Raw genomic sequence first — 25,840 nt, forward strand, 5'->3', positions numbered from 1 at the left:
TGGCGGAGATAAGAGGCAAAAGAGGCCACGCTTCTTTATCCTCTTTATATTTTCAACCAACATATGTTTAACAACCCACTCATTGCCAGGATATCGATCCCTGCTGGCGCGATAATCTTTAATTTATCCAGCATATCTTTAATTTTGCGGCTATTTGTAAGGAAAGATCTGGGTTAGATTAGGGTGGACTAATCAAAGTAAGACAGGGGGGTTGCCGACAAATATGAATGCGCTTGCACATATGCGCTTGCACATATGTGGTTGGATACAGAATGTGCAGGCAGAAGAGGGTAGGAGCGGCAGAGGGACGGGATAACAGAAGTAATCTACTTGCTGTTCGGCGATATACTGAGCACACATTACGCTTCATGGATGAGAGCAACCGAAACAACTACAGGACGAGGAGAGTGGAAAATGAACCTTCACACCGGTAAAAAGGCGCGTCGTAAGCTGACATCAGCTGTTCTGGCGGCAGCTTTGCTAGTTTCAGGACTTCCCCTAACGGCTTACGCCGGCGATACGTGGCCTTTTACAGGAGACAGTGCGCCGGGTGCCAATCAGCCTAATGTACATGGATATACGAGCAGCCATATTGCGAACTGGAGTCCGGCAACTGATCCGGATGCAGAGCTGTTGAGATCGCGGGTGCCGCTGCAGAAGCGGAATGCCCCATTTGCTGCAACCCAAGCTAACCCAGCGCTTAGCGCAGACACACAGATGATCAACGTTGCTGGCGACTACGGGAATGCTTTTATTGAGAACGCGCCGTATACGAACAAGTTTGCGCAGTATCATTTTAACTTTTGGCAATATATCGATTACTACTCCTATTGGCACGGTACAGCAACTGCGTACACCCCGCCGGAATATTATGATGAATTGGCCCAGAAGGACTGGCAGCAAAAATGGTTCGAATTCGGCATGCTGAACATCCCGAACCCTACCTACACCGATGCAGCGCATAAGAACGGCGTGCTGTCATTGGCGGGAATCTTTTTTTCCAATAATGACCGTGGACAGCAGACGTACAAACAAATGATAGTTAAAGACGAGAATGGTAATTTTCCGGTGGCGGATAAACTGATCGAGATGGCCGGATATTTCGGGTTTGACGGTTATTTTGTAAATCAGGAAGAGATGAATCCGAATGTCGCGACCCAGGATATCCCCGATTACATCGGTTTTATGAAGGTGCTGCAAGAGGGCGGCCTATATGTACAGTGGTATGACTCTCTGAACACCAATACCGGTGCTAATACGTTCGCCCGGACGATTAATGATACCAATATCTCCTTTTTAGTGGATAAAAGCACCAAGGAACCCGTCTCCAATTCGTTTTTCTTCGACTACGGGGCTGGCAATACACAGATTACCAACGCGGCTAATTACTTAAGCAATCTGAATGCCAGTCTGGGAACAAGCTACAACTTGTTTGACGTTGGTTTTGCAGGGCTGGAAGCAGGCCGCGACCGGTTCAAGTCCGTTAACGGAACAGCGTTGATGAACAAGCTGGACAGCAATGGCTTGCCACGGCTCAGCTTGGCTACACTCGGTGCGGACTTTGTTCATGCCGGTCTGGATGAGGATATGAACTTGTCCTACCCGGTCTCGCACAGATCCGAAAATGACTACCAATGGATGACAAAACTGCGTGAGCAGCTATGGTGGTCAGGCCCGAACGTGGACCCTAAGAATACGGTCAAATCTGCAACCAATACCGTTTCCGATGTTTATGCCGACAACCGTTACTGGCCGGGAATCTCCTCCGTCATTGCGGAGCGTTCGGTAATTAAGGACAAGAACTTTTACACCAATTTTAACACTGGACAGGGCTTGTCCTATTCCGTGAACGGTGAAGTATCGAACCCGGATGAGTGGTCTAATATGAGCCTGCAGGATATCCCAGTGACTTGGCAGTGGTGGCAGGATACTGCTGGCAATAAGCTTACTGTAGATTTTGATTATGGACCGGAGTACAACCTTGCGGGCACAAACCGGTACAACTATGAGCAGATCGGTGCGTATAACGGTGGCAGTTCACTGGTGGTGAACGGCAATCTGAATGCGAAGAACTTCTTGCGTCTGTACAAAACAGAGCTGGAGGTCAATGGCAACTCCAAGCTGTCGATCAGCTTCAATAAGCCATCTGCCACGGATGCTTCGGCGATGGCGGTAGGACTCATCCTGGCTGATGATCCGAATACCGTAGTAGAGGTCGCTATTCCAAACAGTGGTCAGCACTCGGAAGGTTGGGTGACAAAGGAGTTGGACCTGAGTGCATACGCGGGTCATAATATTGCAGCCCTTGGAATGGTCTTCGATCCCGGGCAAGGAACAGCGTCCACCTACCAGATGAACGTCGGACAGCTGCGCGTTTATGACGGGTCTGCCGTAAAGCCCGCAGCTCCTGCGGAATTAGCAGTTGCGGAAGCTTTTACAGATACAGGTGAAATGGTTGTGAAGTGGAAGCTAGATCCCGATTACACTAAGATCAAGCAATATAATGTGTACGTGAATGATGTATTTATGGGCGGCAAATACGATGAGGTGTTCTATCTGAAGCATCTCCCGGTGAAATCCGGAACCCTTAAAGTGGTTGCAGTGGGTGCGGATGGAGTGGAGGGCGAAGCGGCATCGTTGGCTTTTGATCTGGATGCGGCGGTTTCCGGAGTGAAGGTGGATTCAAGCGCGGACGGGGAGTTGACTGTGAACTGGACGAACTCCGCCCAAGCTTCCGGTGACATTACCGTTCGAGTGCAGTCCTTGAATTGGATTACGACATCCGAACCGGTGTCACAGCAAGTGGTTGTCCCGGCAGGTGCAAGCACTGCGCTGTTCACGGGGATGCCGGTAAACGGCGATGATTACATTGTCACCGTTACCGCAGGCAACACCGATCCAGTCTCGGTCAGCGGCCGGTTCATCGACACGGTCGCGGAACCTTACGCGGAAGAATGGTCCTGGACGGACGGCAAGCTGAATCTGCCGATGCCGAATACCAGAGACTGGCGGTATATGTATGTGTATGAAGATGGGAATCCGAAATCTTTTGCCACAACGTATAGCTCTGGCAATAAGCCGATGATTATCCGTGGACGGACAACTAAGGCGAGCTTAAGCTTTACCTCGACGGCAAAAGTTGTGCATGTGGTGATGGAGGATTATGCAGGCAACCGCTCCAAACCGGTCTATCTGAAAGGCAGCTATCCCGTTCTCTTTGATGCTAATGGGGGTGAACCAGCAAATACTGTGGCCGAGGCTGTGTATGGCACTTTGCTCTTGGAGCCTACGGGCATTGCTAGAGAGGGCTATGACCTGGAAGGCTGGTACGTTGGAGAAGGAGAAGGTGCGCGAAGATGGAATTTTGCCGAAGATCTAATAACCGGTGAACTGAACTTGCAGGCGAAGTGGGCCTTGCAAGCTCCAAAGGTGCAGATCGTAGGGAAAGGATCCTTCCGTGAAAATACGTCCGCGACACTAACGGCAGTTGCCACTGGCGCAGGGCAGCTGACTTATGCCTGGTATGCGGACACAGGCAGCGGTTATGGAGATGCGTTGGGAATGTCCGCCTTCTATAATATCCCTGCTTTGACTACCGGGATGAATGGCAATAAGTACAAGGTCATCGTCACCAATGAATCTGGTGACAGCAGTGAAGCAGAGTACACACTTAACGTAACTCTGGCTGAAGCACCATGGGAAGCGCCTGATTTCATAACCGATCTTCCATCTGCACTTGATGTCATTGCTGGTGAAGAAGTGAAGCTGTTCGTACAGATCCGCGGGGATGTGGAATCGGTTCGCTGGGAGACGAAGGCAGCAACCGCAGAGGAATGGACTGTAGCGGAGAGCGTGACTTCGGCGGTATACGCATTTACTGCTTCTGAAGCAGACAGCGGTACGCAGTTCCGTGTGGTTCTGACTGGAAAAGAGGGAACGGAGCCTTCAACAAGAACCGGTAATGAACTTACGGTGACAGTACATCCGGCACCCGATGCGCCAATTATCACCGCTTATAGCGTAGATAAGAATCCGGCAGCTGTAGGTGATAAGGTGTCTTTTGCAGTAGTGGCTTCTATAGTTTATGGCGAGTTAAGCTACCAATGGTTGAAAGACGGGCAGGCCATTGAAGGCGCTGTGGAGCGTAACTATACAATTGCTTCTGCAAAAGAAACAGACAGCGGCGAATACACGGCCGTAGTCACCAACACCAAAATACTGAATGGCCGCCCTTATACGGCTGTTCAAAAGAGCGGGATTATTGATTTGGAGGTCCACAATACTCCTGTATCTACACCGCAGCCGACATCCGCTCCAGGGACAGGTACGGGAACTGGCGGAACGACTCCGGCAGCGACAGCAACGCCGCTTCCAAGTCCGACTAGTGCAACATTGACTGTTCCAGCAAGTGTACTCAGTACATCTACTGAGAACGGCAAAGTGACGGTAAATGTGCCGGCAGGCGTTACAGCTATCGAGCTGCCTGTGAATGCAGGTGAATTGCTAGGGATCCGTCAACTTGAATTGGCCGCCTCGGGAACCACACTTGGTATTGCGCCGGAATTGCTGGTGCAATTGAAGGCTCTGCTTAATGAAGCTCAAGCTTCAGGCAGCAAGATTCAGGTGAAGCTCAGCCCGGAAACTTTGAACATGAGCACACTGAAAGCAGAGCGTGGGGTGGTCTTGCGGGGTACGGGGATGACGTTTGATCTGAGCATCATCGCGGGGAATGGTACATCTAACCGTCTTCCAAGCTTCAGCAAACCAGTAACCATACAATGGAGTGCAGCAAATACGGATTATAATACTAATTTGCTTGGTTTATATGCTATTGCTGAAGGGGGTTCGCTTACCTATCTCGGCGGAGTATACGCGAATGGCTTCCTGCTAGGAGAGTTTAGCGGAACAGGCAGGCTGGCTGTGCTGGAGTACAATAAATCCTTCGCTGACGTTCCGTCTACCCATTGGGCTGCGGACACTATCCGCCAGCTGGCGGCTAAACATCTGATACAAGGCACTTCCGAAAATGGATTTGAGCCCGCCCGCAGTATTACAAGAGCGGAATTTGTGAAGCTGCTGGCTGGCGTGCTGGGACTGCAAGCTCAGGCGGAATTGAAATTTAGTGATGTGCCATCTGGTGTATGGTATGAGCAGGACCTGGCGCGTCTGGTCCGGGCAGGTATTGTAGGCGGACGCACTGCTGAACACTTCGATCCGAGTGCGAACATCAGCCGCCAGGAGATTGTGACTATGCTAATGCGTGCCTATGTACTGGAGCATGGAGCGCTTCAGTCATCAGCCCCGGCAACATTCACCGATTCCGGTGAGGTAGCAGCCTGGGCGGCAGACAGCGTGAATGCTGCGTCATCACTGGGTCTGGTGAATGGCCGCACGGACGGAAATTTTGTGCCCGGTGGCTTGGCGACCCGTGCCGAGGCTGCGCAGTTCATCTTGAATTACATCCGGTAGATTATATAGTCCCACCCCGGTCTGCCCAAGGAGCCCTTTGCTCCATGGGCAGACTGTCTTTGCTTAGCGGAGGAATGCAAGCTTTTACCAGCCACAGGCAGGAAGCACCTCATGCTATACTTTATTCATAATGACAAGCAGCGAGGCTTAGGCTTCCCCCCTGCTGTAGGAGGTTGCTGATGTTTCCGGGGAAATTGTACAGAAAGTATCTGAAGAATAATCTGTTTATGAAAATCATCCTGCTCTTCTCAGTCATTGCCGTGGTCACCATTATCACCTTCTCTTACCTGATGTTCTTGCTCATGTCTCAGGCCGTAGTGCAGCGGCAGATGGAGATTCAGAAACGTACCGTGGAGAGCATCAACAGCTATATTGAGCAAAAATATGACTCTGTACAGTCTATGATGCGGGACGTGTACCGGGACACGGAGCTGACTGCTAATACGTCGTATTTGCTGGAGCACCCGTATGAAGATTACGTGAGGTACCGGCTGGACCGGTATTTCAACGAAAGTAATGCTACGACGGATACCGTGCAGTTTTTTCGCAATCAAGTTGAAGATGATCCTGATATCCGCAGTTTAATGCTCTACAGTGCAGCTGAGCAGCAGTTGTATGTCTATAACGACCAAGGCAAATTTCAGATTATTTCCACTAATGCAGCCCATTCTTTTGTACCGGATGCGCTGTATCTGGAGGAGGAAGGCAGTGTCACCGCTCCAAACACTTGGGTCAGTCAGGCAATCTCATCTCCGGAGGGGCCGATGTTTACGGTTCGTACCCCGGTCAATAACAAGATATCACTGCGCAACATTGGTCAGCTTCTAGTCTATTTTGATGCCAGCGAGGTCTGGGGGAGTATGGGCAATTATAAGGATGACTTCAAGGGAAAGATTCTGGTGCTGGCAGCGGATGGGGATGTGTTATTTGATACCTCGGGCACTTATTATGGAAAGCGCTATCCTTATCCCGAGCAGATGAATTCCGCCTATACAGATGGTGAAGAAGTTGGCGGGATGATCATTACTAAGCAGACTCATACCCAAGGCGGATTTACTGTGTTGAGTGCTGTGCCTAAGCAGGAATTAGCCGCCACCTATAGGGGATTGCGGAACATGATCTTCATTATCTGCTTGATCTGCCTGTTGTTTGCGATTATTACGCCCACTTTATTTATCAATAATTTTGCCAGACGGACTCATAAAATTATCAAGTTCACCCGCAAAGTGAAAAACGGTGACCTGGATGCCCGGATTACCGATGTCAGAGAAGACGAGCTGGGGCAGATCTCCAAGAGCTTCAACGACATGCTGGATGAGCTGAATCTTCATATAGACCGTGTGTTCAAGGCTGAAATCAAGCAAAAACATACCGAAATTGCCGCGCTTGAAGCCAGGGTAAACCCACATTTTCTCTACAATACCTTAGAGGTGATCCGGATGAGGGCCATCTCTCAAGGAGCTTCAGATGTCGGGGAGATGATCTACAGCTTGTCGGTGTTGTTCAAAAGCTATGTTCACCAGAAACCCAAGCATACGATGAAGGATGAACTAGAGGCCTGCCGTTTATATCTGGAGCTGTTCCGCATCCGTTATAAGGATAAATTCTCTTATACAATGGAATGCGGGAAAGAGCTTACCGGAAGAGTTGTACTCAAAATGTCGCTGCAGCCCATCATTGAAAACTACATTCTGCATGGGATGCGCGTGGACAAGAATGATAATCACATCAGTGTGGCTGTGGCCAAGGATGGCAAATATTTGCGTGCGGTAGTTACAGACAATGGGCGGGGGATTGCCCCGGACAGATTGGTCCAGCTCAAAGAAGGTCTTTTGCAGCCAGATGAACAATCGGAATCATTCGGCCTGCGCAGTATTCATGAACGTTTGAAGCTGCTTTATGGCAGTGAGTATGGCATTGAATTACAAAGCGAAGCGGGTACCGGCACAACCGTGACTGTGTATTTTCCCGATCTGGGAGAGGATGATCCAAACCATGTATAAAATATTCATTGTGGACGACGAGCCTTTTATTATCGAAGGATTATATGACATTGTGGATTGGGCAGCACTGGGGATGGAGATTGTCGGCCACGCCGAGAACGGCCAGGAAGCGCTGGAGTCGTTGCGGTTTGTCCCAGCGGATATTCTGATTACGGATATTTCCATGCCGCTGATGAACGGACTGGATCTGATCCGGGCTGTGCGGGAGATTCAACCGGAGATCAAAGTTGTTATCCTCAGTGGTTATGATGAATTTGGATATCTTAAGGAGGGAATGGCGCTCGGCATTGAAAATTATCTGCTCAAGCCTATTAATTTGCAAGAGTTCCGGGCAACATTAGTAACTGCCGCCGAGAAGCTGGGTGTCTCCCGCCAAGAGAGTCAATTCAATGCGCATAGTATTTCCATTCTGCGCGATAATGTGATGTACCGTTGGCTGCGGTGCCAGATTGGGCCGAAGGAATTCAGCGAACGGACTGATTTTCTGGGACTTAGACTAGATAAGCCGCTGGTGCAGGTAGCTCTGCTTCGCCCTGAACAGGACGCTGCCGAGCTATTCCAAGCGGTGGAAGAGGTTGTAGGCGGTAACCCGTCTTTGATTGCATTCCGGGATATGGATGGAGATACCGTGCTGCTGCATCTGCTTAGTGAGTATCAGCAGGGCAAAGAAGCGGTGGAGAGGCTTCATGCGCAGCTGCTGTTATCCCTAACTGGCGGTCCGCCAATGCGTCTCTCCGTAGGAACGGTGGAGGAGATGGAGGAGGCTGCGGCTCAGAGTTATGCCCATGCAAAGATGACTCAGGAATATTTCATGCTGTTTCCAGAGCGGAATCTGCTGCATTATGAGGAAGTTCAGGACAGGCATGAGGTTGCTGTCCAAGGTATGCCGCTGAATTGGGAAGATGATCTCAAGCTGATTATGGCGAAGGATAAGGAAGCGCTGCTGGTGCGGATCCAGGATCATTTTGAGCAGCTGCGGCGGATGGAGGGGATTACACCTGTGCTGCTGCAAGGCATTGCTATGGAATGGTTGATCCGCTTCAAGATGCAGCTGCAGGAGATCCGCCATGTGGAAGAACCGGAGCTTTTTGCAGACGGTTTTGGCCTCATTCGCTCCACAGTTTCCATAAATGAACTGACTCAGATTATTCAGGAAGCCGCTACCATTACGGTAGACGCCTTAGTTCGGGACGTAAAGAGTCCAGTCGTGCAGCAGGTGCTGAATTATATCCATGAGTCCTACAATGAAGATGTGTCACTGAAGACCCTCGGTGCCCAATACCATATTCACCCGGTGTATTTGGGACAGCTGTTCCATAAAGAGGTGAATGAGTCATTCACCGAATATATCAATAAATACCGGATTGAGAAGGCGAAGGAGCTGTTGCGGAATACCTCACTTAAAGTTCATGAAATCGCTCTCAAAGTAGGTTATTGGGAGACTGGATATTTTTACAAACAATTTAAGAAGCATGTCGGGATATCTCCTACGGAGTACAAAGGGCTTGTCTAGCGGACCCCCGCTGCAAGCTTTTCTTTATTTTCTACATGATTTATTTAGTTTATCTTCTGTTTGAAAATGCTTTCATAAATTACAGTAAAGATAGTCCTTGAAGGAGAAAGCTGCTGGTTTAATTACGGATTAGGCCAGCGATCTTGAGGTAAACAAAGGGGAGGTTATACAGGAATGGGCAACAACAAAAGAAAAAGGTTTTCCCTGTTACTGACATCACTTATGGCATTCTCGCTTGCGCTCAGCGCATGTGGCGGCGATTCAAACAACGCGGCAACTAACAGTTCAGGAGCTGGCAGCGACGGTGCATCATCCGAGAAACCGGTCGAACTGATCTGGTACACGATCGGCGGACCGCAGAAGGATCTGGACCGTGTCGTGGAAGAAGTCAATAAGTACACTAAAGAGAAGATAAATGTCACCCTGAAGATGAATATGATTGATTTTGGTGATTATACACAAAAAATGCAGGTCAAAGTAGCCGCTGGTGAACCCATGGACATTCTCTTTACGTGCTCTTGGGCGTTCGATTATGTGCAAAATGCCCGCAAAGGCGCTTTTATGGAATTGGACAGCCTGCTTAATGAATATGGAAAAGGCATCGTAGACACGATTGATCCGGCGTTCCTGGAAGGTTCCAAGGTAGATGGACATAATTATGCCGTTCCTGCCAACAAAGAGCTTCCGGCGCAAGAAGTTTGGCGCTTCAATAAAGAGCTGCTCGACAAATATAACCTCGACATTTCCGGGGTGAACACAATGGAAAGCATTGAACCACTGCTGAAGACGATCAAAGAGAATGAACCGGGCATCACGCCTTACGCTATGGTGAAGGATTTCATGCCAGTGCTGCCGTTCGACTACATCATTGAAAAGATGCCAATGGCTGTTTATATGGACACGAAGGATTACAAGATCGTGAACATTCTGGAATCCCCAGAACTCAAAAGCACTCTTGAAACCGTTCGCAAATATTACAAGGCAGGTTATATCTCGCCGGAAGTAGCAACTACAACTTCGGTGGATGATCTATATAAATCTTCGAACTGGTTCATGGATCGCGCGGCTACCCAGCCGATGGCGGACAATCTGTGGTCGGCAAGCTACGGCTATCCTGTAGTTTCCACGCCAGCTGGCAAACCTTACATCTACAACTGGTCCGTTATGGGTTCGATGCAAGCCATCTCGGCTAACTCCGCATATCCGGAGAAAGCGATGGAGTTCCTGAACCTGCTTAACACCGATCCGGTGCTGCGCAACATGATTGACTCCGGAATCGAAGGCGTGCACTACGAGAAGACCGGTGAGAATTCCATGAAGAACCTGGATGAATCCAAGAACTATGACATGCCAACCTTCTCGCTGGGCAATATCATGATCAACTATTTGAACGAGGGTGACCCTGAGAACAAATGGGAAGAGTTCAAAAAGTTTAATGAATCCGGTGTAAATGCACCGCTGCTTGGTTTTAACTTCGACACTTCTAAGGTGACCACTGAAATCGCTGCGGTTCAGAACGTAAAAGAAGAATACTGGTCACCACTGATGACTGGAACCGTTGATCCTGACGAGTATCTACCGAAAGCTATTGAGAAATTCAAGGCAGCTGGTTTGGACAAAATTATCGCTGAAGCGCAATCGCAAATTGATGCCTGGAAAGCGTCCAACAACAAGTAAAACATCAACGTAAGAGAAGATCGGGGCAGGGGCGTGGCCTCTGACCCGGTCTTTTTTTGAAATATAAGGACATATAGGAGGGATCTAAGTGTGAAGACAATCAGCGGATTTATAAAAAATATTATGAATAACAAGATTATGCTGCTCATGGTTTTACCAGGTGCGCTTTGGTTTCTCTTTTTCTCTTACCTGCCGATGATAGGAACGATTATTGCTTTCAAGGAATACCGCTTTAGCCGCGACGGCTTCTGGGCGAGTATTATCAACAGCAAATGGGTGGGGCTAGACAACTTCAAGTTTTTGTTTACCACCAATGACGCGTACATCATTACCCGCAACACCTTGCTCTACAATGGAGCGTTTATCCTGCTTGGCTTGATCTTGTCGGTTCTGATGGCGATTGTGCTGTCCGAGATTGTGAACAAGAAGCTGGCCAAAGTGTATCAGACCGGCATGTTCCTGCCCTACTTCCTGTCATGGGTCGTGGTCGGCTATTTTGCATTTAGTTTCCTGAGCTCCGAACGTGGGATGCTGAACCAGATCATGGGCTTTTTTGGCGCAGAGTCAATTCAGTGGTATTCGGAAAAAGCCTATTGGCCGTTCATCCTGATCTTAGTCTATCTGTGGAAAGCGGTTGGTTACAACAGCGTAGTTTATCTCGCAGCTATTATGGGGATCGACAAGTCGCTGTATGAAGCGGCGATGATCGACGGAGCTAGTAAGTTCCAACAGATTCGCAATATTACACTGCCGTTGCTGAGTCCAATTATTACGATCATGACCCTGCTGGCCATCGGTAAAATCTTCTACGCCGACTTCGGTCTCTTTTATCAGGTGCCTCGTAATTCCGGTACGCTCTACAGTGTCACGAATGTTATTGATACCTATGTCTATCAAGGCCTCAAAACAACAGGTGAGATTGGTATGAGCACTGCCGCAGGTCTGTATCAATCGGTTGTCGGCTTTACGCTAGTGATGACCTCTAACTATATTGTCCGCAAATACAACAAGGATAGCGCTTTGTTCTAGAACCTCATGAAAGGAGTGGGCCATATGTCTTCCATTACTAAGACTAAAAAAGAACGTGATTTCCACCATCTCTCAACGCCCTGGAATATCACTTTTAATCTGATAGCCGGCATCTTTGCGTTTCTGTGCGTGTTTCCGTTTCTGTTCGTCGTGATCATCTCCTTCACCGATGAGGTGGCACTGGCGCGGGATGGCTATAAGCTGATTCCGGCAAAATGGAGTCTCGGCGCATACCGCTATGTGTTTGAATCCGGAGATATGCTGCTGCGTTCCTATGGTGTGACGATTTTTGTTACGGTGATCGGGACGATCATCAGCCTTTTGTTTATCGCATTTTATGCGTATGCCATTTCCCGGAAAAGCTTCCGTTACCGCAATTTCTTCTCTTTCTTCGCGTTTTTTACCATGCTGTTCAACGGTGGACTTGTGCCGACTTATATTATCGTTACGCAGTTTCTAAGCCTGAAGGATACGATCTGGGCGCTGATTTTGCCGCTGGCGGTGAATGCTTTTTACATTATGATTCTGCGCACCTTCTACAGCACGAGTGTGCCTGATGCCATAATCGAATCCGGCAAAATCGACGGGGCGGGCGAGTTCCGTATCTTCCTGAAATTGGTGTTGCCTTTATCACTGCCCGGTCTGGCTACGATTGCCTTGTTCAGCACCCTCGGCTATTGGAATGACTGGTTCAATGCGCTGCTGTACATCGACAACCCGAATTTAGTCCCGCTGCAATCGATGCTGATGCGGATCGAGACCAGTATGCAGTTTATTTTGCAGAACTCCCAGAACAGTTCGCTCAGTCTGGAAGCTCTTCGCTCCATGCCGCAGGATACATCGCGGATGGCAATGGTGGTGCTGGCGACAGGGCCGATTATTTTTGCTTATCCGTTCTTCCAGCGTTATTTCATTCAAGGTCTTACTGTAGGGGCTGTTAAAGAATGAGTTATACAAACCCGAATTTACCTGCTGAAGAACGGGCGGAGCATCTGCTCGGACTGATGACTTTGGAAGAGAAGGCCGGCCAGCTGATTCAGCCTTTTGGCTGGCAGGCCTATGAACATAGAGACGGTAAGATGACCTTGACAGAAAGCTTCAAGGAGAAGGTTGCGGGGGGCGGCGTGGGCTCGCTTTACGGGATGTTGCGCGCTGACCCGTGGACCGGTGTGACGCTGGCCACTGGCCTGTCTCCGCGTGAAGGTGCGGAAGCGGTGAATACGCTCCAGCGGTATGTGCTGGAGCATTCGCGGCTGGGCATTCCGGTATTGATCGGCGAGGAATGCTCGCATGGCCACATGGCGATCGGGGCCACCGTATTCCCGGTGCCCCTGTCGCTCGGCAGCTCCTGGAATGTGGAGCTGTATCGTGAGGTCTGCCGCGCCGTAGCGCTGGAGACACGCAGTCAGGGCGGCGCGGTTACGTACTCGCCCGTGCTGGATGTGGTGCGTGATCCCCGCTGGGGCCGCACCGAGGAGTGCTTCGGCGAGGACGCTTACCTGATCAGCGAGATGGCGGTTGCGGCCGTTGAAGGTCTGCAGGGGGAATCCTTGCAGAGCGGCGGCAGCGTGGGGGCTACGCTGAAGCATTTTGTGGGATACGGCAGCTCAGAAGGCGGCCGGAATGCCGGGCCTGTGCACATGGGCTGGCGTGAACTGCTGGAAGTGGATCTGCTGCCCTTCAAAAAAGCGGTCGAAGCGGGTGCAGTCTCCATTATGCCTGCTTATAACGAAATAGACGGCGTGCCTTGCACGACAAATACAGAACTACTAGAGGATATACTCCGCGAAGCATGGGGGTTTGAGGGTCTAATCATTACCGATTGCGGAGCTATAGAGATGCTGGCCTCTGGCCATGATGTAGCTGAAGATGGCATGGATGCAGCAGTGCAGTCAATGGAAGCCGGCATCGACATGGAGATGTCCGGGGAAATGTATGGCAAATACCTGGTGGCTGCCGTCCGTGATGGCAAGCTGGACCCGGCACTGCTGGATCGTGCGGTCCGCCGTGTGCTGACGCTCAAATTCAGGCTGGGCCTGTTCGAGCAGCCATATGCTGATCCTGATGCGGCTGAACGCGTCATCGGCAGCAAGGCGCATCAAGAGCTGGCCCGGCAAGTGGCGGGCGAGAGCATCATCCTGCTGAAAAATGAAGCAGGTGTGCTGCCATTATCCAAGACGGCCGGCACGATCGCCGTCATTGGCCCTAACGCCGATGCCGGGTACAACCAGCTCGGCGACTACACCTCGCCACAGCCTCCGGCTAAGGTAGCGACCGTGCTCAGCGGCATCCGCAGCAAGCTGGCTGCAGAGCCGGAGCGGGTGCTCTATGCACCGGGATGCCGGATCAAAGGCGATTCGCGCGAAGGTTTTGAAGCCGCGCTCGCTTGTGCAGAGCAGGCCGATACCGTTGTTATGGTCGTCGGCGGCTCCAGTGCACGCGATTTCGGGGAAGGCAGTATCGATCTCAAGACAGGCGCGTCCAAGGTGACGGAGAATGCCTGGAATGATATGGACTGCGGCGAAGGCATTGACCGGGTGTCGTTGACCCTGTCGGGAGTGCAGCTGGAACTGATCCAGCAGGTTCATCAGCTCGGCAAACCTGTGATCGTCGTTTATATTAACGGCCGTCCGGTGAGCGAGCCTTGGATTGACGAGCATGCACATGCCATTCTGGAAGCCTGGTATCCAGGCCAAGAAGGCGGACGCGCTATTGCGGATATCCTGTTCGGCGATGTGAACCCTTCCGGGAAGTTGACTGTATCTGTGCCGAAGCATGTGGGCCAGCTCCCGGTCTATTACAACGGCAAACGTTCCCGTGGCAAAAGATATCTGGAGGCCGATTCCCAGCCTCAGTATCCGTTCGGCTTCGGGCTTAGCTACACCGAATTTACGTACTCCGGCTTGAAGGTAGAACCAGAAGTAATTACGGCTGGGGAGACGGCTACAGTTTCCATGGACGTTCAGAATACAGGAGACCGTGAGGGCGCAGAGGTGGTGCAACTGTACATTTCCGATGTCGCCAGTAAGGTCACGCGTCCCGCCAGGGAATTGAAGGCTTTTGACAAAATCAAGTTGGCTCCGGGTGAGAAACAAACCGTGTTGTTCACGGTAGGACCGGAGCAATTGCAATATATCGGACCGGATTTAAGACCTGTTGTAGAGCCAGGAGCCTTTAAAGTGCTGGTGGGTAAGCATGTGAATGATACACTGAGCACCGATTTGACGGTGAGGGGGTAAAGACATGGAACGCATTAAACGCTTCATCCGCGAGCTCTCCGAGCAGCAATGGTTAGAGGTGGAGGAATTGCGCGATTGGGAGATTATGTCCTCGGTGTATCAATTGCCGGGACAGTATGACAAGCTGCAGCCTTACAAGGACGGCAGCAATTATGATCTGTTCCCGAGTGTGCAAGGAACGACCTATTTCTTCCGCCGTACTTTGGAGATTCCGGCTAACTGGCTGCCGGGCCACATCGGACTGATTTTTGCTTCAGGTGGGGAAGGGCTGCTGCGGGTGAACGGTGAATCGCGGCAAGGACTCGACCGCAATCATACCTTTGTGACCCTGACAGGCGATCCTTCTGGCCGTCCGTTGGAACTGGAAATCGAACTCTTCGATCCGGTCCCCGAGCCGGTGGACCCATTAAATCAACAGGCGGTGATCCAGCCGCCGATTCGGCTGATCCACAGCCAGCTGGTGCTGGTGAACAGACCTGTGCAGAGTCTAATGTACACGGCAGTAGTGATTCGCGATTCGGCAATTCTGCTGCCTGAGCAGGACCAGCGCCGTAACCGGATGCTGGAAGCTTTGTATGTGGCGATGGATGAATTCGTCGGTCTTACCACGCAGGAGATCCGCGATGGTGGTGAGATTACGCGAATCGAGCAGAAGCTGCGGGGCAGAGTCGGGGAGATCGGCGGTCATGCCGAAGGAACAATCCACATGGTGGGCCAGTCCCATATCGATATTGCTTGGCTGTGGCCTGCGCGCGAGACCGTGCGCAAGACTAGCCGGACGTTCTCGACGGTGAATGCCCTGATGGACGAATATCCTGACTATCAATATGCGCAGAGCCAGCCGCTGCTGTTCGAATATTTGAAAGACAATGACCCGGTACTCTATGAGAAGGTCAAGACGCGCATCCGTGAAGGACGCTGGGAACTGGTCGGTGGAATGTGGATCGAACCGGATCTGAACATTCCGAGCGGAGAATCGCTGATGCGGCAAATGCTGTATGGCCAACGCTTTTATCTGAAAGAGTTCGGGCGCACCTCGCAGATTGAGTGGCTGCCGGATACCTTCGGCTACTGCGCCTCTCTGCCGCAGATTCTGCAGCATGGTGGAATCAAATATTTTATGACCACCAAGCTGGGCTGGAATGACACTAATGTCTTCCCTTACGATCTGTTCTATTGGGTCGGCATTGACGGCACACCAATGTTGTCTTATCTGAATCACGGGGTTAATGAGAATACGCTGCCCAAAGATGTGCATGAACACTATCAGTCCTTCCGCGAAAAAGATAAACATAACGAGCAGATGCTGCTCTATGGGCATGGTGACGGCGGCGGCGGGGTCACGCGCGAGATGCTGGAATATATCCAGCGTGCCGAGCTAATGGTCGGCCAGCCGGAAAGCAAATACAGTAATGCCGCGGATTTTTTCGCGGGCATTACGCACAGTCAGCCGCAGCTGCCGCAGTGGCGGGGCGATCTGTATCTGGAGCTGCACCGCGGCACCTACACTACGCACGGCCGCAACAAGTGGAACAACCGCAAGGCGGAAGTGTTGTACCGTGAAGCGGAGCTGTGGCAGACACTAGCTTCGCCGCAGCTGGACACAGAGCAACGTGCCGTAGTTGCCGGGCAGTTGCATCAGGGCTGGAAGCTGATTTTGTTGAACCAGTTCCATGATATTATTCCGGGCTCGGCGATTACCGAAGCTTACGAGATCTCAGAGAAGGAATACGCAGAGGTGTTTGAGCTTGGCCGTGTTGCCCTTCAGCCGGGGCTTGCGGCATTGGTGGGGAACATTAACACATCAGGCGAGGGCACACCTTACATTGTTTTTAATAGTTTGGGTTGGACGCGTGATGCCGTAGTCGAACTTGCTCTCAGCGAAGAAGGAGCCGACTGCGGAAACTTTGCGGTGTATGGCGAGGATAACGTACTGCTGGAAGCAGATGTCCTGACGGAGGAGGCAGCAGTTTCTGGTGTCTCGGTTCTCGTTCCGGAGATTCCAGCCTTTGGCTACAAAACGATCTGGATTCGTGATCTGTCTCAGAACACATCCGATGAAAGTCATGCAGAATCTGCCGCTGCTGAACATAATCAAACAGCTGTAGGAGCTGTTCCCTTCGGCGACCGTTGGGAGACGGACTATTATCGTATTACCTTTAACGAGCGGGGAGAAATCACCAGCCTTTTTGATAAAAAAGGAAACCGGGAGATCGTAAAATCCGGTGAGCCGGCGAATCGCTTCCACTTTTTCCACGACCGTCCCACGCTTTGGGATGCCTGGGACATTGACAACCGTTATGAAGCCCAACCCGCCGGGGAGGCTGAACTTATAGAAAAGGCAGTGATCCGCACTGGTGCGTTGCAGGATATTTTGCGCTTCCGCTGGAAGCTGGGCCAATCCGAGATTACTCAGGATATGATTCTACATCACCATAATCCCCGGATTGATTTCCAGACGCATGTAAGCTGGAACGAAGCCCATAAGCTGCTTAAGGTAGGGTTTCCAATTGATGTTGTGGCGGATAAAGCGACTTACGAGATACCTTTTGGTGCGCTGGAACGTCCGACCCACCGCAACACCAGCTGGGAGCAGGCGCAGTATGAGGTTTGCGGGCACCGTTTTGCCGATGTATCCGAACGTGGATATGGTGTCAGTCTGCTGAATGATTGCAAATACGGCTATGACATCCAAGGCAGCACCATTCGTTTGTCGCTCCTGCGCGCGCCGAAATGGCCGGATGCTACTGCGGATCTCGGCGAGCATGACTTCACCTATTCGCTATATCCGCACCGTGGGGATTGGCAGGAGGCTCATACTGTTCGCCGTGCAGCAGAGCTAAATCATGAGCTGTATACTTTTGCCGCTTCATCAACACAGGGGCAGCTGCCGCCAACGGGCTCATTTATCGGATTCTCCGGTGAGCATGTGGTGCTGGATACGATCAAGCCATCCGAGGATGGGCAGGGGACTGTTCTGCGTTTCTACGAATCCTCGGGAGGCCGCGAGCGGGTTCAGCTCAAATGGCAGCAGCCGGTTCAGAGCGTCTACCTGTCCAATGCTCTGGAAGAGCAGCTGGAACTGATCGAACACACGGCTGGCGGTGAACTGGAACTTCACTTTGCCCCTTACGAGATCAAAACAATCTACATCAGAAGTTAAATAATCACATCACAGATGCAAAGGAGCATAACTCACTTGGAACAATTCCGATTACCCAAAATAGCAATGCCCCAGCTACCGCTGCCGCAGGCTGTACAAGAAGTGCTTGCCGAAGCAGAGGAGAAGCTGGCACATCGCCCGAAGCTGTTGCAACTGTTCAAGAACTGTTTTCCGAATACGCTGGAGACGACGACTAAACTGCTGGATGACGGAACCACCTTTGTGATTACCGGCGATATTCCGGCCTCCTGGCTGCGTGATTCAGTGGAGCAGGTAATTCAATACGTGCCTCTGGCCAAAAACGATCCCGATCTCCAGCGCATTATCGGAGGTCTTATCAAACGCCATATTCAGTATATTCATATCGATCCTTACGCCAATGCATTTAATGAGTTGGCCAATGACTGGCACTGGAACACTACGGATGTGACCGAGATGTCGCCATGGGTGTGGGAGCGTAAATTTGAGATTGATTCGTTATGTTTTGTCGTACGCCTCGCTTATACCTATTGGAAAGAGACGGGTCTGACTGATTTCTTCGACGCGGGGTTCAAGTCGGCCATGCGCCAGATCTTCGATTTGTTCAAAAGAGAGCAGCGGCATTTCGAGCAGTCTCCGTACCGGTTCAGCCGCAATAACGGCATTCCGGAAGATTCTCTGCGCAATAGCGGTCTCGGCATGCCGGTGAACTATACCGGAATGATCTGGTCGGGCTTCCGGTCCAGCGATGATGCCTGTGATTTCCACTACAACATTCCTGGCAATATGTTCGCTGTTGTCGCGCTGCGCCAGATGCAGGAATTCGCGGAGTGGGTCTTCCGCGACCTAGACTTCCTGGCTGAACTTAAAGAACTGGAATTTGAAGTGGATCATGGCATCAAACTCTACGGCATTTATCGCCATCCGGAGTTTGGTCCGATTTATGCTTATGAGACCGATGGCTTCGGCAATTACTGCCTGATGGATGATGCGGGAACGCCCGGACTGATCTCCATTCCGTATCTGGGTTACGCTTCGGCGGATGATCCCATCTACCAGAACACCAGAAGTTTCGCATTGAGCAAAGAAAATCCGTTCTATTACGAAGGCACAGCTGCCAAAGGGATCGGCAGTCCGCACACTCCGGAGAACTATATCTGGCACATGGCGTTGTCCATGCAGGGCATTACGGCTCAGACTGCCGAAGAGAAGCTGGAACTGATTGCGATGCTGGAAAGTACGGATGCCGGAACCGGATATATGCATGAAGGTTTCCATGTAGATGATCCTAGTGTATTTACCCGCAGCTGGTTTGCATGGTCTAACAGCTTATTTTCGCAGCTTGTCTATCGGGCGATGAAGGAAGGTATTCTGTGAGCGGGGGCCGTATCATCCTGTTCGCGGACCCGTCTTTTCCCGGGTATACCGCAGCGGGCGGACTGACCACAGAACAGGCACAGTCCATAGGATTACATCATACTGACTCTCCTGTTCATGCAGAACAGCTGGCCGAAACGCTGGACAGCGCCAAGGCCGGGGACTGCTTCGTTAGCTTCCATGCTCCATACTTCCCGAAGGAGGCTTGGCCTTCCATCGTCGCTTATTTGAGCAGAGGCGGCAGCTTGATCAGCATTGGGGGTGCCCCGTTTAAGCATCCAGTCCGCCTAGTCGCTGAAGAGTGGCGGATCGAAGCTGAGCAGACTGCCTATCACCGCCAGCTGCATATCCATGAAGCGCTGCGTGTGAGCAGCACAGATCGCATACAGCAGCATGTTGCGCTTAGAGACATTCCGCTCTTCGTAGGTGATGAGCAGCAGCTGGCTCTGACGGATACCTGGAACCTGGTGCCGCATGTCACTAAAAGCAGTGACCTGCCGGAGCAGATGGGTTCCAGTGGACCTATGGACACGCGGATTTATCCGCTGCTTAAGGGCATTACCGCCGCCGGGCGGGAAGTTTCAGCTCCAGCTGTGCTGTGGGAGCATATCGGCGGGCCTTTTGCCGGTGGCCGCTGGATCTTCATCGGCCAACCGCTTACGCCTGATTTCTGGAATCAAGGCGGCACGGAAGCATTAACCCGCTGGGCAACTTTTGCCGCTCGGGGTGTAACAGAGCTGTGGCTGAAGCCTAACTATGCTTCTTATGAAGAAGGCGAGCGGCCGCTGCTGTTTATGCAGGGCCAGCGGCTAAGCCGCAGCCAATCGTCACCGACATCAGCGCAGTGGACCCTGAACATCACTCTGAGCAAAGACGGGGAGTCTATCCCATGTTTCACTCACGAGTGCAAGCTTGAGGTCAGTCGCGAGCTGAACTTCCTGCGTGTACCGCTTGCTGTAGAAATTCAACCTGGCCTGTATCATCTTTCTTGCCATGCTGTATCTGAAGAAGGCGAAGTGCGGATGTTGCGTCAAGGCTTCTGGGGATATGACGTGGGCTTGTTATCGCAGGGGGAAGCGATTAAGGCTGGAAGAGATTATTTTATCAAAGACGGTCAGCCTTTACCTGTTGTCGGCATGACTTATATGACCTCTGACGTAGCGCGGAAGTTTCTATTCCTGCCAAATGCTGATGTCTGGGATCGGGATATGGCACAGATGCGGAAGGCAGGCATCAACTGGATTCGTACCGGCATCTGGACAGCCTACCGCAATATTATGCAGGTAGACGGCCATGCCTCGGAAGAAGTGCTGCGGGCGATTGATGCTTTTCTACTGACTGCGAAGCGGCATGAGCTGCAGGTTACCTTTACGTTCTTCTCCTTTACGCCGGAGACTTGGGAAGGGACGAATCCTTATCTCGATCCGCGCAGTGTAGAAGCGCAAAAACGGTTCATCCGCTCCATCGTCGCCCGGCATCGCACGACAACCCATGTCGATTGGGATTTGATCAATGAACCGTCAATGTTTGATCCGCCGCGGATTTTCTCGGACGGACCGAGCTCGGCGCGAGATAAATATGAACGCGCTGCTTTCTCTGCTTGGCTGGAAGAACGCCATGGTGATATAACTTCGCTGCAAGAGCGCTGGAATATGACGCCGCTGGAATTGCCGGATTTTGCGGCTGCACAACCTCCTGAGCAAGAAGAGATTAACTTCAGTGTGCAGGATATTCATTCTGGGAAGCGCGGCACGCGTTGGCTCGACTACTGCCTGTTCTCCATGGACATGCACAACGTATGGGCAAGGGAGCTTAGCGGCACTATCAAGGAACTCTGCCCAGATCATTTAGTGACTGTAGGGCAGGATGAGGCTTTGGGTGCCCAGCGGCCATCGCCGTTCTTTTATGAGCGCGATGTCGATTACACCACTGTTCACAGCTGGTGGTTGAATGACAATCTGCTTTGGGATGGGATTTTTGCCAAAACCCATCACAAACCGAACCTCATCCAGGAGACCGGCATCATGTATGTGGAGACGCCAGACGGACGGGCTAAACGCAGTGAGGAAGAATTGCGGGCCATGCTGGAGCGCAAATATGCCTATGCGTTTGCTTCTGGAGGTGCCGGGGCTGTGCAATGGATCTGGAACACGAACTTTTATATGGATAATGCCAATGAATCGCAGATCGGTGCGCTGCGGGCCGATGGGACTGAGAAGCCGGAAGCGGATGTGTCTTATGATTTTGGGCGGTTCATCGGCGAAGCCGGGGGGTTATTTGACGGGCGGAAGCTGGAAGAGATTTCCGTGGTTTTCCCTTACTCTAATGACTTCTCGAACCGGAAGCTTGCCTATGATGCGACTACCCGCCTGACACGGATCTTATCTTATCAGCTTCATTTGCCTTTCCGCGCCGTATCGGAATACGATCTGGCTCCGCTGGAGGCAGAGCCGGCTAAGTTGATTCTCCTGCCGAGTATGCACAATCTGGATAATGACGCCCTTCAGCACTTGCTGGACATAGTGGAGCGTACAGGTGCCGTTCTGCTCATTACTGGAGCATTGGGTGTAGATGCATACTGGCAGCCTTCGGATCGTATGGACGCAATAGTAGGAGTCCGTAAACTTGGCAACATGCGCCGTGAGGAGCAGCTTCTATTGAACGGACGCAAGTTTGCCGTATCCTACGGACAGAAGCGAATCGCGGAGCTAGTCAAAGAAACGCCAGCAAATGCAGATGTTGATTCGTCTAGCTCAGGAGGTGTAGGTGATCACCTCATCGAACGCCAGATTGGCACAGGTCGCCTGATCTGGTGCCCGCTACCTTTAGAACTGAATGACCGCGACGAGCCAATCGCCGCGCTCTACCAATATGCTGCACAAGCCGCAGGTATCGAAACCGAGCTGGAATGGATCAGCGGTGGAGATCTGCCAGGTGTGTACGGGCGAAAGCTTGCTTTTGCAGAAGGTTCATTGTATATCTTCGTATCTGAATACGCCTGGGATGCCGAACTTGAAGTAAAAGATCCTGCAACTGGAGCTCATTACTCATTTTTACTGGAGAAGGAACGTTCGGTGTTGTTTGCAGCTGATTCAACGGGCAAGCTGGTAGCTGTCTATAGACCTGAAGAGGTTAACATTACGCTTAATAAATGCTGAAGAACTGAGGTGTACACACAGATGACCCACACAACAACCAAAACAGCCCATATCGTGTCCCATACTCACTGGGACCGTGAATGGTATTTGCCCTATGAGAAACACCACGTCCGTCTGGTTCAGCTGGTGGATGCACTGCTTGCCAAGCTGGACGGAGATTCCGCCTTCCGCAGTTTCTACCTCGATGGGCAAACCATTATTCTGGAGGATTATCTTCAGGTTCGGCCAGAGAACAAAGAGAAGCTGGAGCAGTATATCCGGGATGGGCGAATCTTGATTGGACCTTGGTACATTTTGCAGGATGCGTTCCTGACGAGCGGTGAGGCAAATGTGCGGAATATGCAGATCGGCCATCAGGATGCCGAGAAATACGGCGAGCCTTCCAAAATCGGTTATTTTCCCGATACCTTTGGATTGGTCGGACAGACTCCGCAGCTGATGTTGCAGTCAGGGATTACGAATGCTTTTTTTGGACGCGGGGTGAAGCCTACGGGATTTAACAACACTGTATCGGATGCGGGTTATGAGTCCTCTTTCTCCGAGCTGATCTGGGAAGGACCGGATGGATCCAAAATTCTCGGTATCCTATTTGCCAACTGGTATTCTAACGGCAATGAAGTTCCTGTAGAGGAAGGTGCGGCCCGGGAATTCTGGGACCGTAAGCTTGCGGATGCAGAGAAGTTTGCTTCAACGGGGGAGTTATTGTTCATGAACGGGTGCGACCACCAGCCTCTGCAATTGGATTTGCCGGAAGCTATCCGCACCGCCGAAAAGCTATACCCTGAAGTGAAGTTCGTGCATTCGAATTTCCCGGACTATCTGCAAGACTTGGATCAGCAATTATCTTCGGGTCAGCGGGAGCTCTCCACCGTTACCGGGGAACTGCGCAGCCAGCGTACAGACGGATGGGGCACCTTGGTGAACACAGCCTCAGCCCGGGTTTATTTGAAGCAGATGAACCAGCTGGGCCAGACTCTTTTGGAAAAAGTAGCCGAGCCGCTGGCCTCCATCGCCCGCCTGTCCGGACAGGACTACCCACATCATCTATTCACCTATGCCTGGAAGACGCTGATGCAGAACCATCCGCATGACAGTATCTGTGGTTGTAGTGTGGATGAAGTGCATCGTGAGATGGTAACGCGTTTTGATAAAAGTCGGCATGTTGCTGAGAGCATCATAGATGACAGCGTTAAGTTTATCGCAGATCAAGTGGATACTTCGGGCTTTTCTGCCTACGGGGAAGATGCAGTTCCTTTTATAGTGATGAATACCACGGGGTGGAAGCGTACGGGAACGGTGACTATAGAGCTGGATGCTGAACGGTTATATCTGCGCGAGGGTTATCCGTTGGATGAGACCGCCCGCAGAATGCTGGCTGTTGATTTGTCCGGCCGGATTCTCGTCGATCACACAGGGGAGGAATTAGCGTCTACAGTGGAAGACCTGGGTTTAAACTTTGGTTATGATCTGCCTGATGACCAATTCCGCCAGCCGTATATGTGCCGCAAGGTGAGACTTACTTTTGAAGCCCGCAATGTGCCTGCACTTGGGCTTTGTACTTACGCTTGGGTACAATCAGCTGCGGAATCCGCTCAGGGAAGCTCTTTAATAGAAGGAGAGCACAGCTTGGAGAATGCATCTCTCAAGGTAGTTGTTGCTGAGGATGGTTCATTTACATTATTGGATAAGCGCAGCGGTACCACTTATCGTGAGTTGGGGATTTACGAGAATACCGGAGACGTAGGCAATGAATACATGTACAAGCAGCCAGAAGGTGAACAAGCGCTGACGACCAAAGGCCAGCCTGCAGTCATTAAGGTGATTGAAGACTCTCCCTTCCGTGCGGCCATTGAGATCCAAATAGATTGGGAGATTCCGGCTTCGGCGGATGACACCTTGGAGGCGGAACAGCGTGCACTTGTGTATTATCCTGAGCGTAAAGCGCAGCGGAGCGTAAATACGGTGGTTTTGAAGCTTCGTACCGTCGTATCGCTGGAGCGGGAAGGCAAAGGCGTGCATATTGAATCCACAATTAATAACAAAGCCAAGGATCACCGGGTGCGAATGCTGTTCCCGACCGATTTGTCTACCGATGTGCATCGTGTGGATTCTATGTTCGAAGTGGCTATGCGGGACAATAATCCGGCACCGGAATGGGCAAATCCGAGCAATACTCAACATCAGCAATCCTTTGTAGATGTCAGCAATGGCGATGTAGGACTTACGGTAGCCAACCAGGGATTGAACGAATATGAGGTTCTGCGGGATGGACGCAATACTATTGCCGTCACCCTGCTACGCAGCGTAGGGGAATTGGGGGATTGGGGTTGGTTCCCAACTCCGGAAGCTCAGTGCCTGGGTGAATATACAGCACAACTGGAGCTGATTCCTCATTCTGGTGAGGGAAGTGAACAGCGGGCATTTACAGAGGCCTATCAATTCCAGATCCCTTGGACGGTATGTCAGACCGGTCTGCATAGCGGGAAGTTGAACTCTGGATATACCCCATTGGTTTGGGAAGGAGACAACATGGCCTTCTCATCCATGAAAATGAACGGAACTTCAGGCGACTTGTTTTTGCGTTGGTACAATATGTCCGCTCAGCAGACACAACTGCAACTGAAAGTGAACAGTCCTCAAGAGTATTTATTTAAAAGCAATATCTTAGAGCAGCTTAACCCTGCTTTACAAGGAGCAACGTCTTCGGTTCACCACTTAGAGATAGGTCCATCTGAGATTGTAACTGTAGGTGCGAAATTAAGCTTCTAGGTAAAAAGATGCCCCGGCGCTTCCCTGCCGGGGCATCTTTTGATTTACTTTCTTCTATAAGACTTGTGCCAATCTTGAATGGCCTCTTGGCGGGAGGGGAATCTCATCTGGATCCAGTTGTTTGTCTCCCATTCATGAATCGCCTGCTGTTTAGTTTGGTAAAAGCTGTAGTCGCAAATGTTCCAGCTGTTATACAGTTTCTGATACCATTTCCCTTTAGGGATGTCGCCAGGGGAGCGGCGGACGGCTTTATTGGCTTGTTTTTTAGCCCATGAGGAACCGTGTTTCTGTTGGTCGCTGCACACGGGTTGCTTTTTCACACTTCTGCTCATTGATTCTCCAACCTCCTTTTAGAGGGAAGCTAGAGATCATGCAAGGTCTTTATATGAATCACCTCTTTGCCAAAAATAATGGAGTTGATACCTATGTATGAAGGGGACTTTGATGTTGAATAGATAGACGCG

At 51.2% G+C, this 25,840-nt stretch carries 12 protein-coding genes; 11 read left to right on the forward strand and 1 reads right to left on the reverse strand.

Translation table 11 applies throughout. The features are described from left to right. Positions 1–414: 414 nt before the first annotated feature. The 11 genes from MKZ16_RS04120 to MKZ16_RS04170 all read left to right on the forward strand — a co-directional run bounded on the left by MKZ16_RS04120 (position 415) and on the right by MKZ16_RS04170 (position 25,376). A complete protein-coding gene (locus MKZ16_RS04120) occupies positions 415–5,469 on the forward strand; it encodes an S-layer homology domain-containing protein (RefSeq protein ID WP_081393418.1) in 5,055 nt (1,684 codons plus the stop codon). Between the two features lie 179 nt (positions 5,470–5,648). Beyond that, on the forward strand, positions 5,649–7,472 hold the full coding sequence (locus MKZ16_RS04125) for a sensor histidine kinase (RefSeq protein ID WP_036684922.1): 1,824 nt from the start codon (positions 5,649–5,651) through the stop codon (positions 7,470–7,472). Then, entirely contained in the window at positions 7,465–8,985 is a 1,521-nt protein-coding gene (locus tag MKZ16_RS04130; RefSeq protein ID WP_076105357.1) for a response regulator transcription factor, read from the forward strand. Before MKZ16_RS04125 ends, MKZ16_RS04130 begins: the two co-directional genes overlap by 8 nt. A gap of 174 nt (positions 8,986–9,159) precedes the next feature. Then, positions 9,160–10,662: an ABC transporter substrate-binding protein gene (locus MKZ16_RS04135; protein WP_076105358.1), complete on the forward strand. Its 1,503-nt coding sequence runs from the start codon at positions 9,160–9,162 to the stop codon at positions 10,660–10,662. Positions 10,663–10,761: 99 nt separating this feature from the next. Further along, entirely contained in the window at positions 10,762–11,691 is a 930-nt protein-coding gene (locus MKZ16_RS04140; protein WP_036684959.1) for an ABC transporter permease subunit, read from the forward strand. A 24-nt stretch (positions 11,692–11,715) separates the two neighbouring features. Next, the gene (locus MKZ16_RS04145; RefSeq protein WP_036684927.1) at positions 11,716–12,639 is read left to right on the forward strand and encodes a carbohydrate ABC transporter permease; all 924 of its coding nucleotides are present in this window, start codon (positions 11,716–11,718) and stop codon (positions 12,637–12,639) included. Continuing rightward, positions 12,636–14,930, forward strand: coding sequence for a glycoside hydrolase family 3 N-terminal domain-containing protein (locus MKZ16_RS04150; protein WP_076105359.1), 2,295 nt, complete (start codon positions 12,636–12,638; stop codon positions 14,928–14,930). The genes MKZ16_RS04145 and MKZ16_RS04150 overlap by 4 nt, the downstream gene beginning before the upstream one ends. Positions 14,931–14,934: 4 nt before the next feature. Further along, entirely contained in the window at positions 14,935–18,093 is a 3,159-nt protein-coding gene (locus MKZ16_RS04155; protein ID WP_339815388.1) for an alpha-mannosidase, read from the forward strand. A gap of 36 nt (positions 18,094–18,129) precedes the next feature. Continuing rightward, entirely contained in the window at positions 18,130–19,449 is a 1,320-nt protein-coding gene (locus tag MKZ16_RS04160) for a glycoside hydrolase family 125 protein (protein ID WP_076105361.1), read from the forward strand. Continuing rightward, positions 19,446–22,607: a beta-galactosidase gene (locus MKZ16_RS04165; protein ID WP_256715504.1), complete on the forward strand. Its 3,162-nt coding sequence runs from the start codon at positions 19,446–19,448 to the stop codon at positions 22,605–22,607. The genes MKZ16_RS04160 and MKZ16_RS04165 overlap by 4 nt, the downstream gene beginning before the upstream one ends. A 21-nt stretch (positions 22,608–22,628) precedes the next feature. Then, a complete protein-coding gene (locus MKZ16_RS04170) occupies positions 22,629–25,376 on the forward strand; it encodes an alpha-mannosidase (RefSeq protein WP_076105363.1) in 2,748 nt (915 codons plus the stop codon). 44 nt (positions 25,377–25,420) lie between these two features. On the opposite strand, the gene MKZ16_RS04175 is transcribed toward MKZ16_RS04170, so the two are convergent. Continuing rightward, the gene (locus MKZ16_RS04175) at positions 25,421–25,708 is read right to left on the reverse strand and encodes a hypothetical protein (RefSeq protein WP_036684938.1); all 288 of its coding nucleotides are present in this window, start codon (positions 25,706–25,708) and stop codon (positions 25,421–25,423) included. Positions 25,709–25,840 lie beyond the last annotated feature (132 nt).

Source organism: Paenibacillus sp. FSL R5-0928 (genome assembly GCF_037970385.1).
Lineage (GTDB): Bacteria > Bacillota > Bacilli > Paenibacillales > Paenibacillaceae > Paenibacillus_AQ > Paenibacillus_AQ odorifer.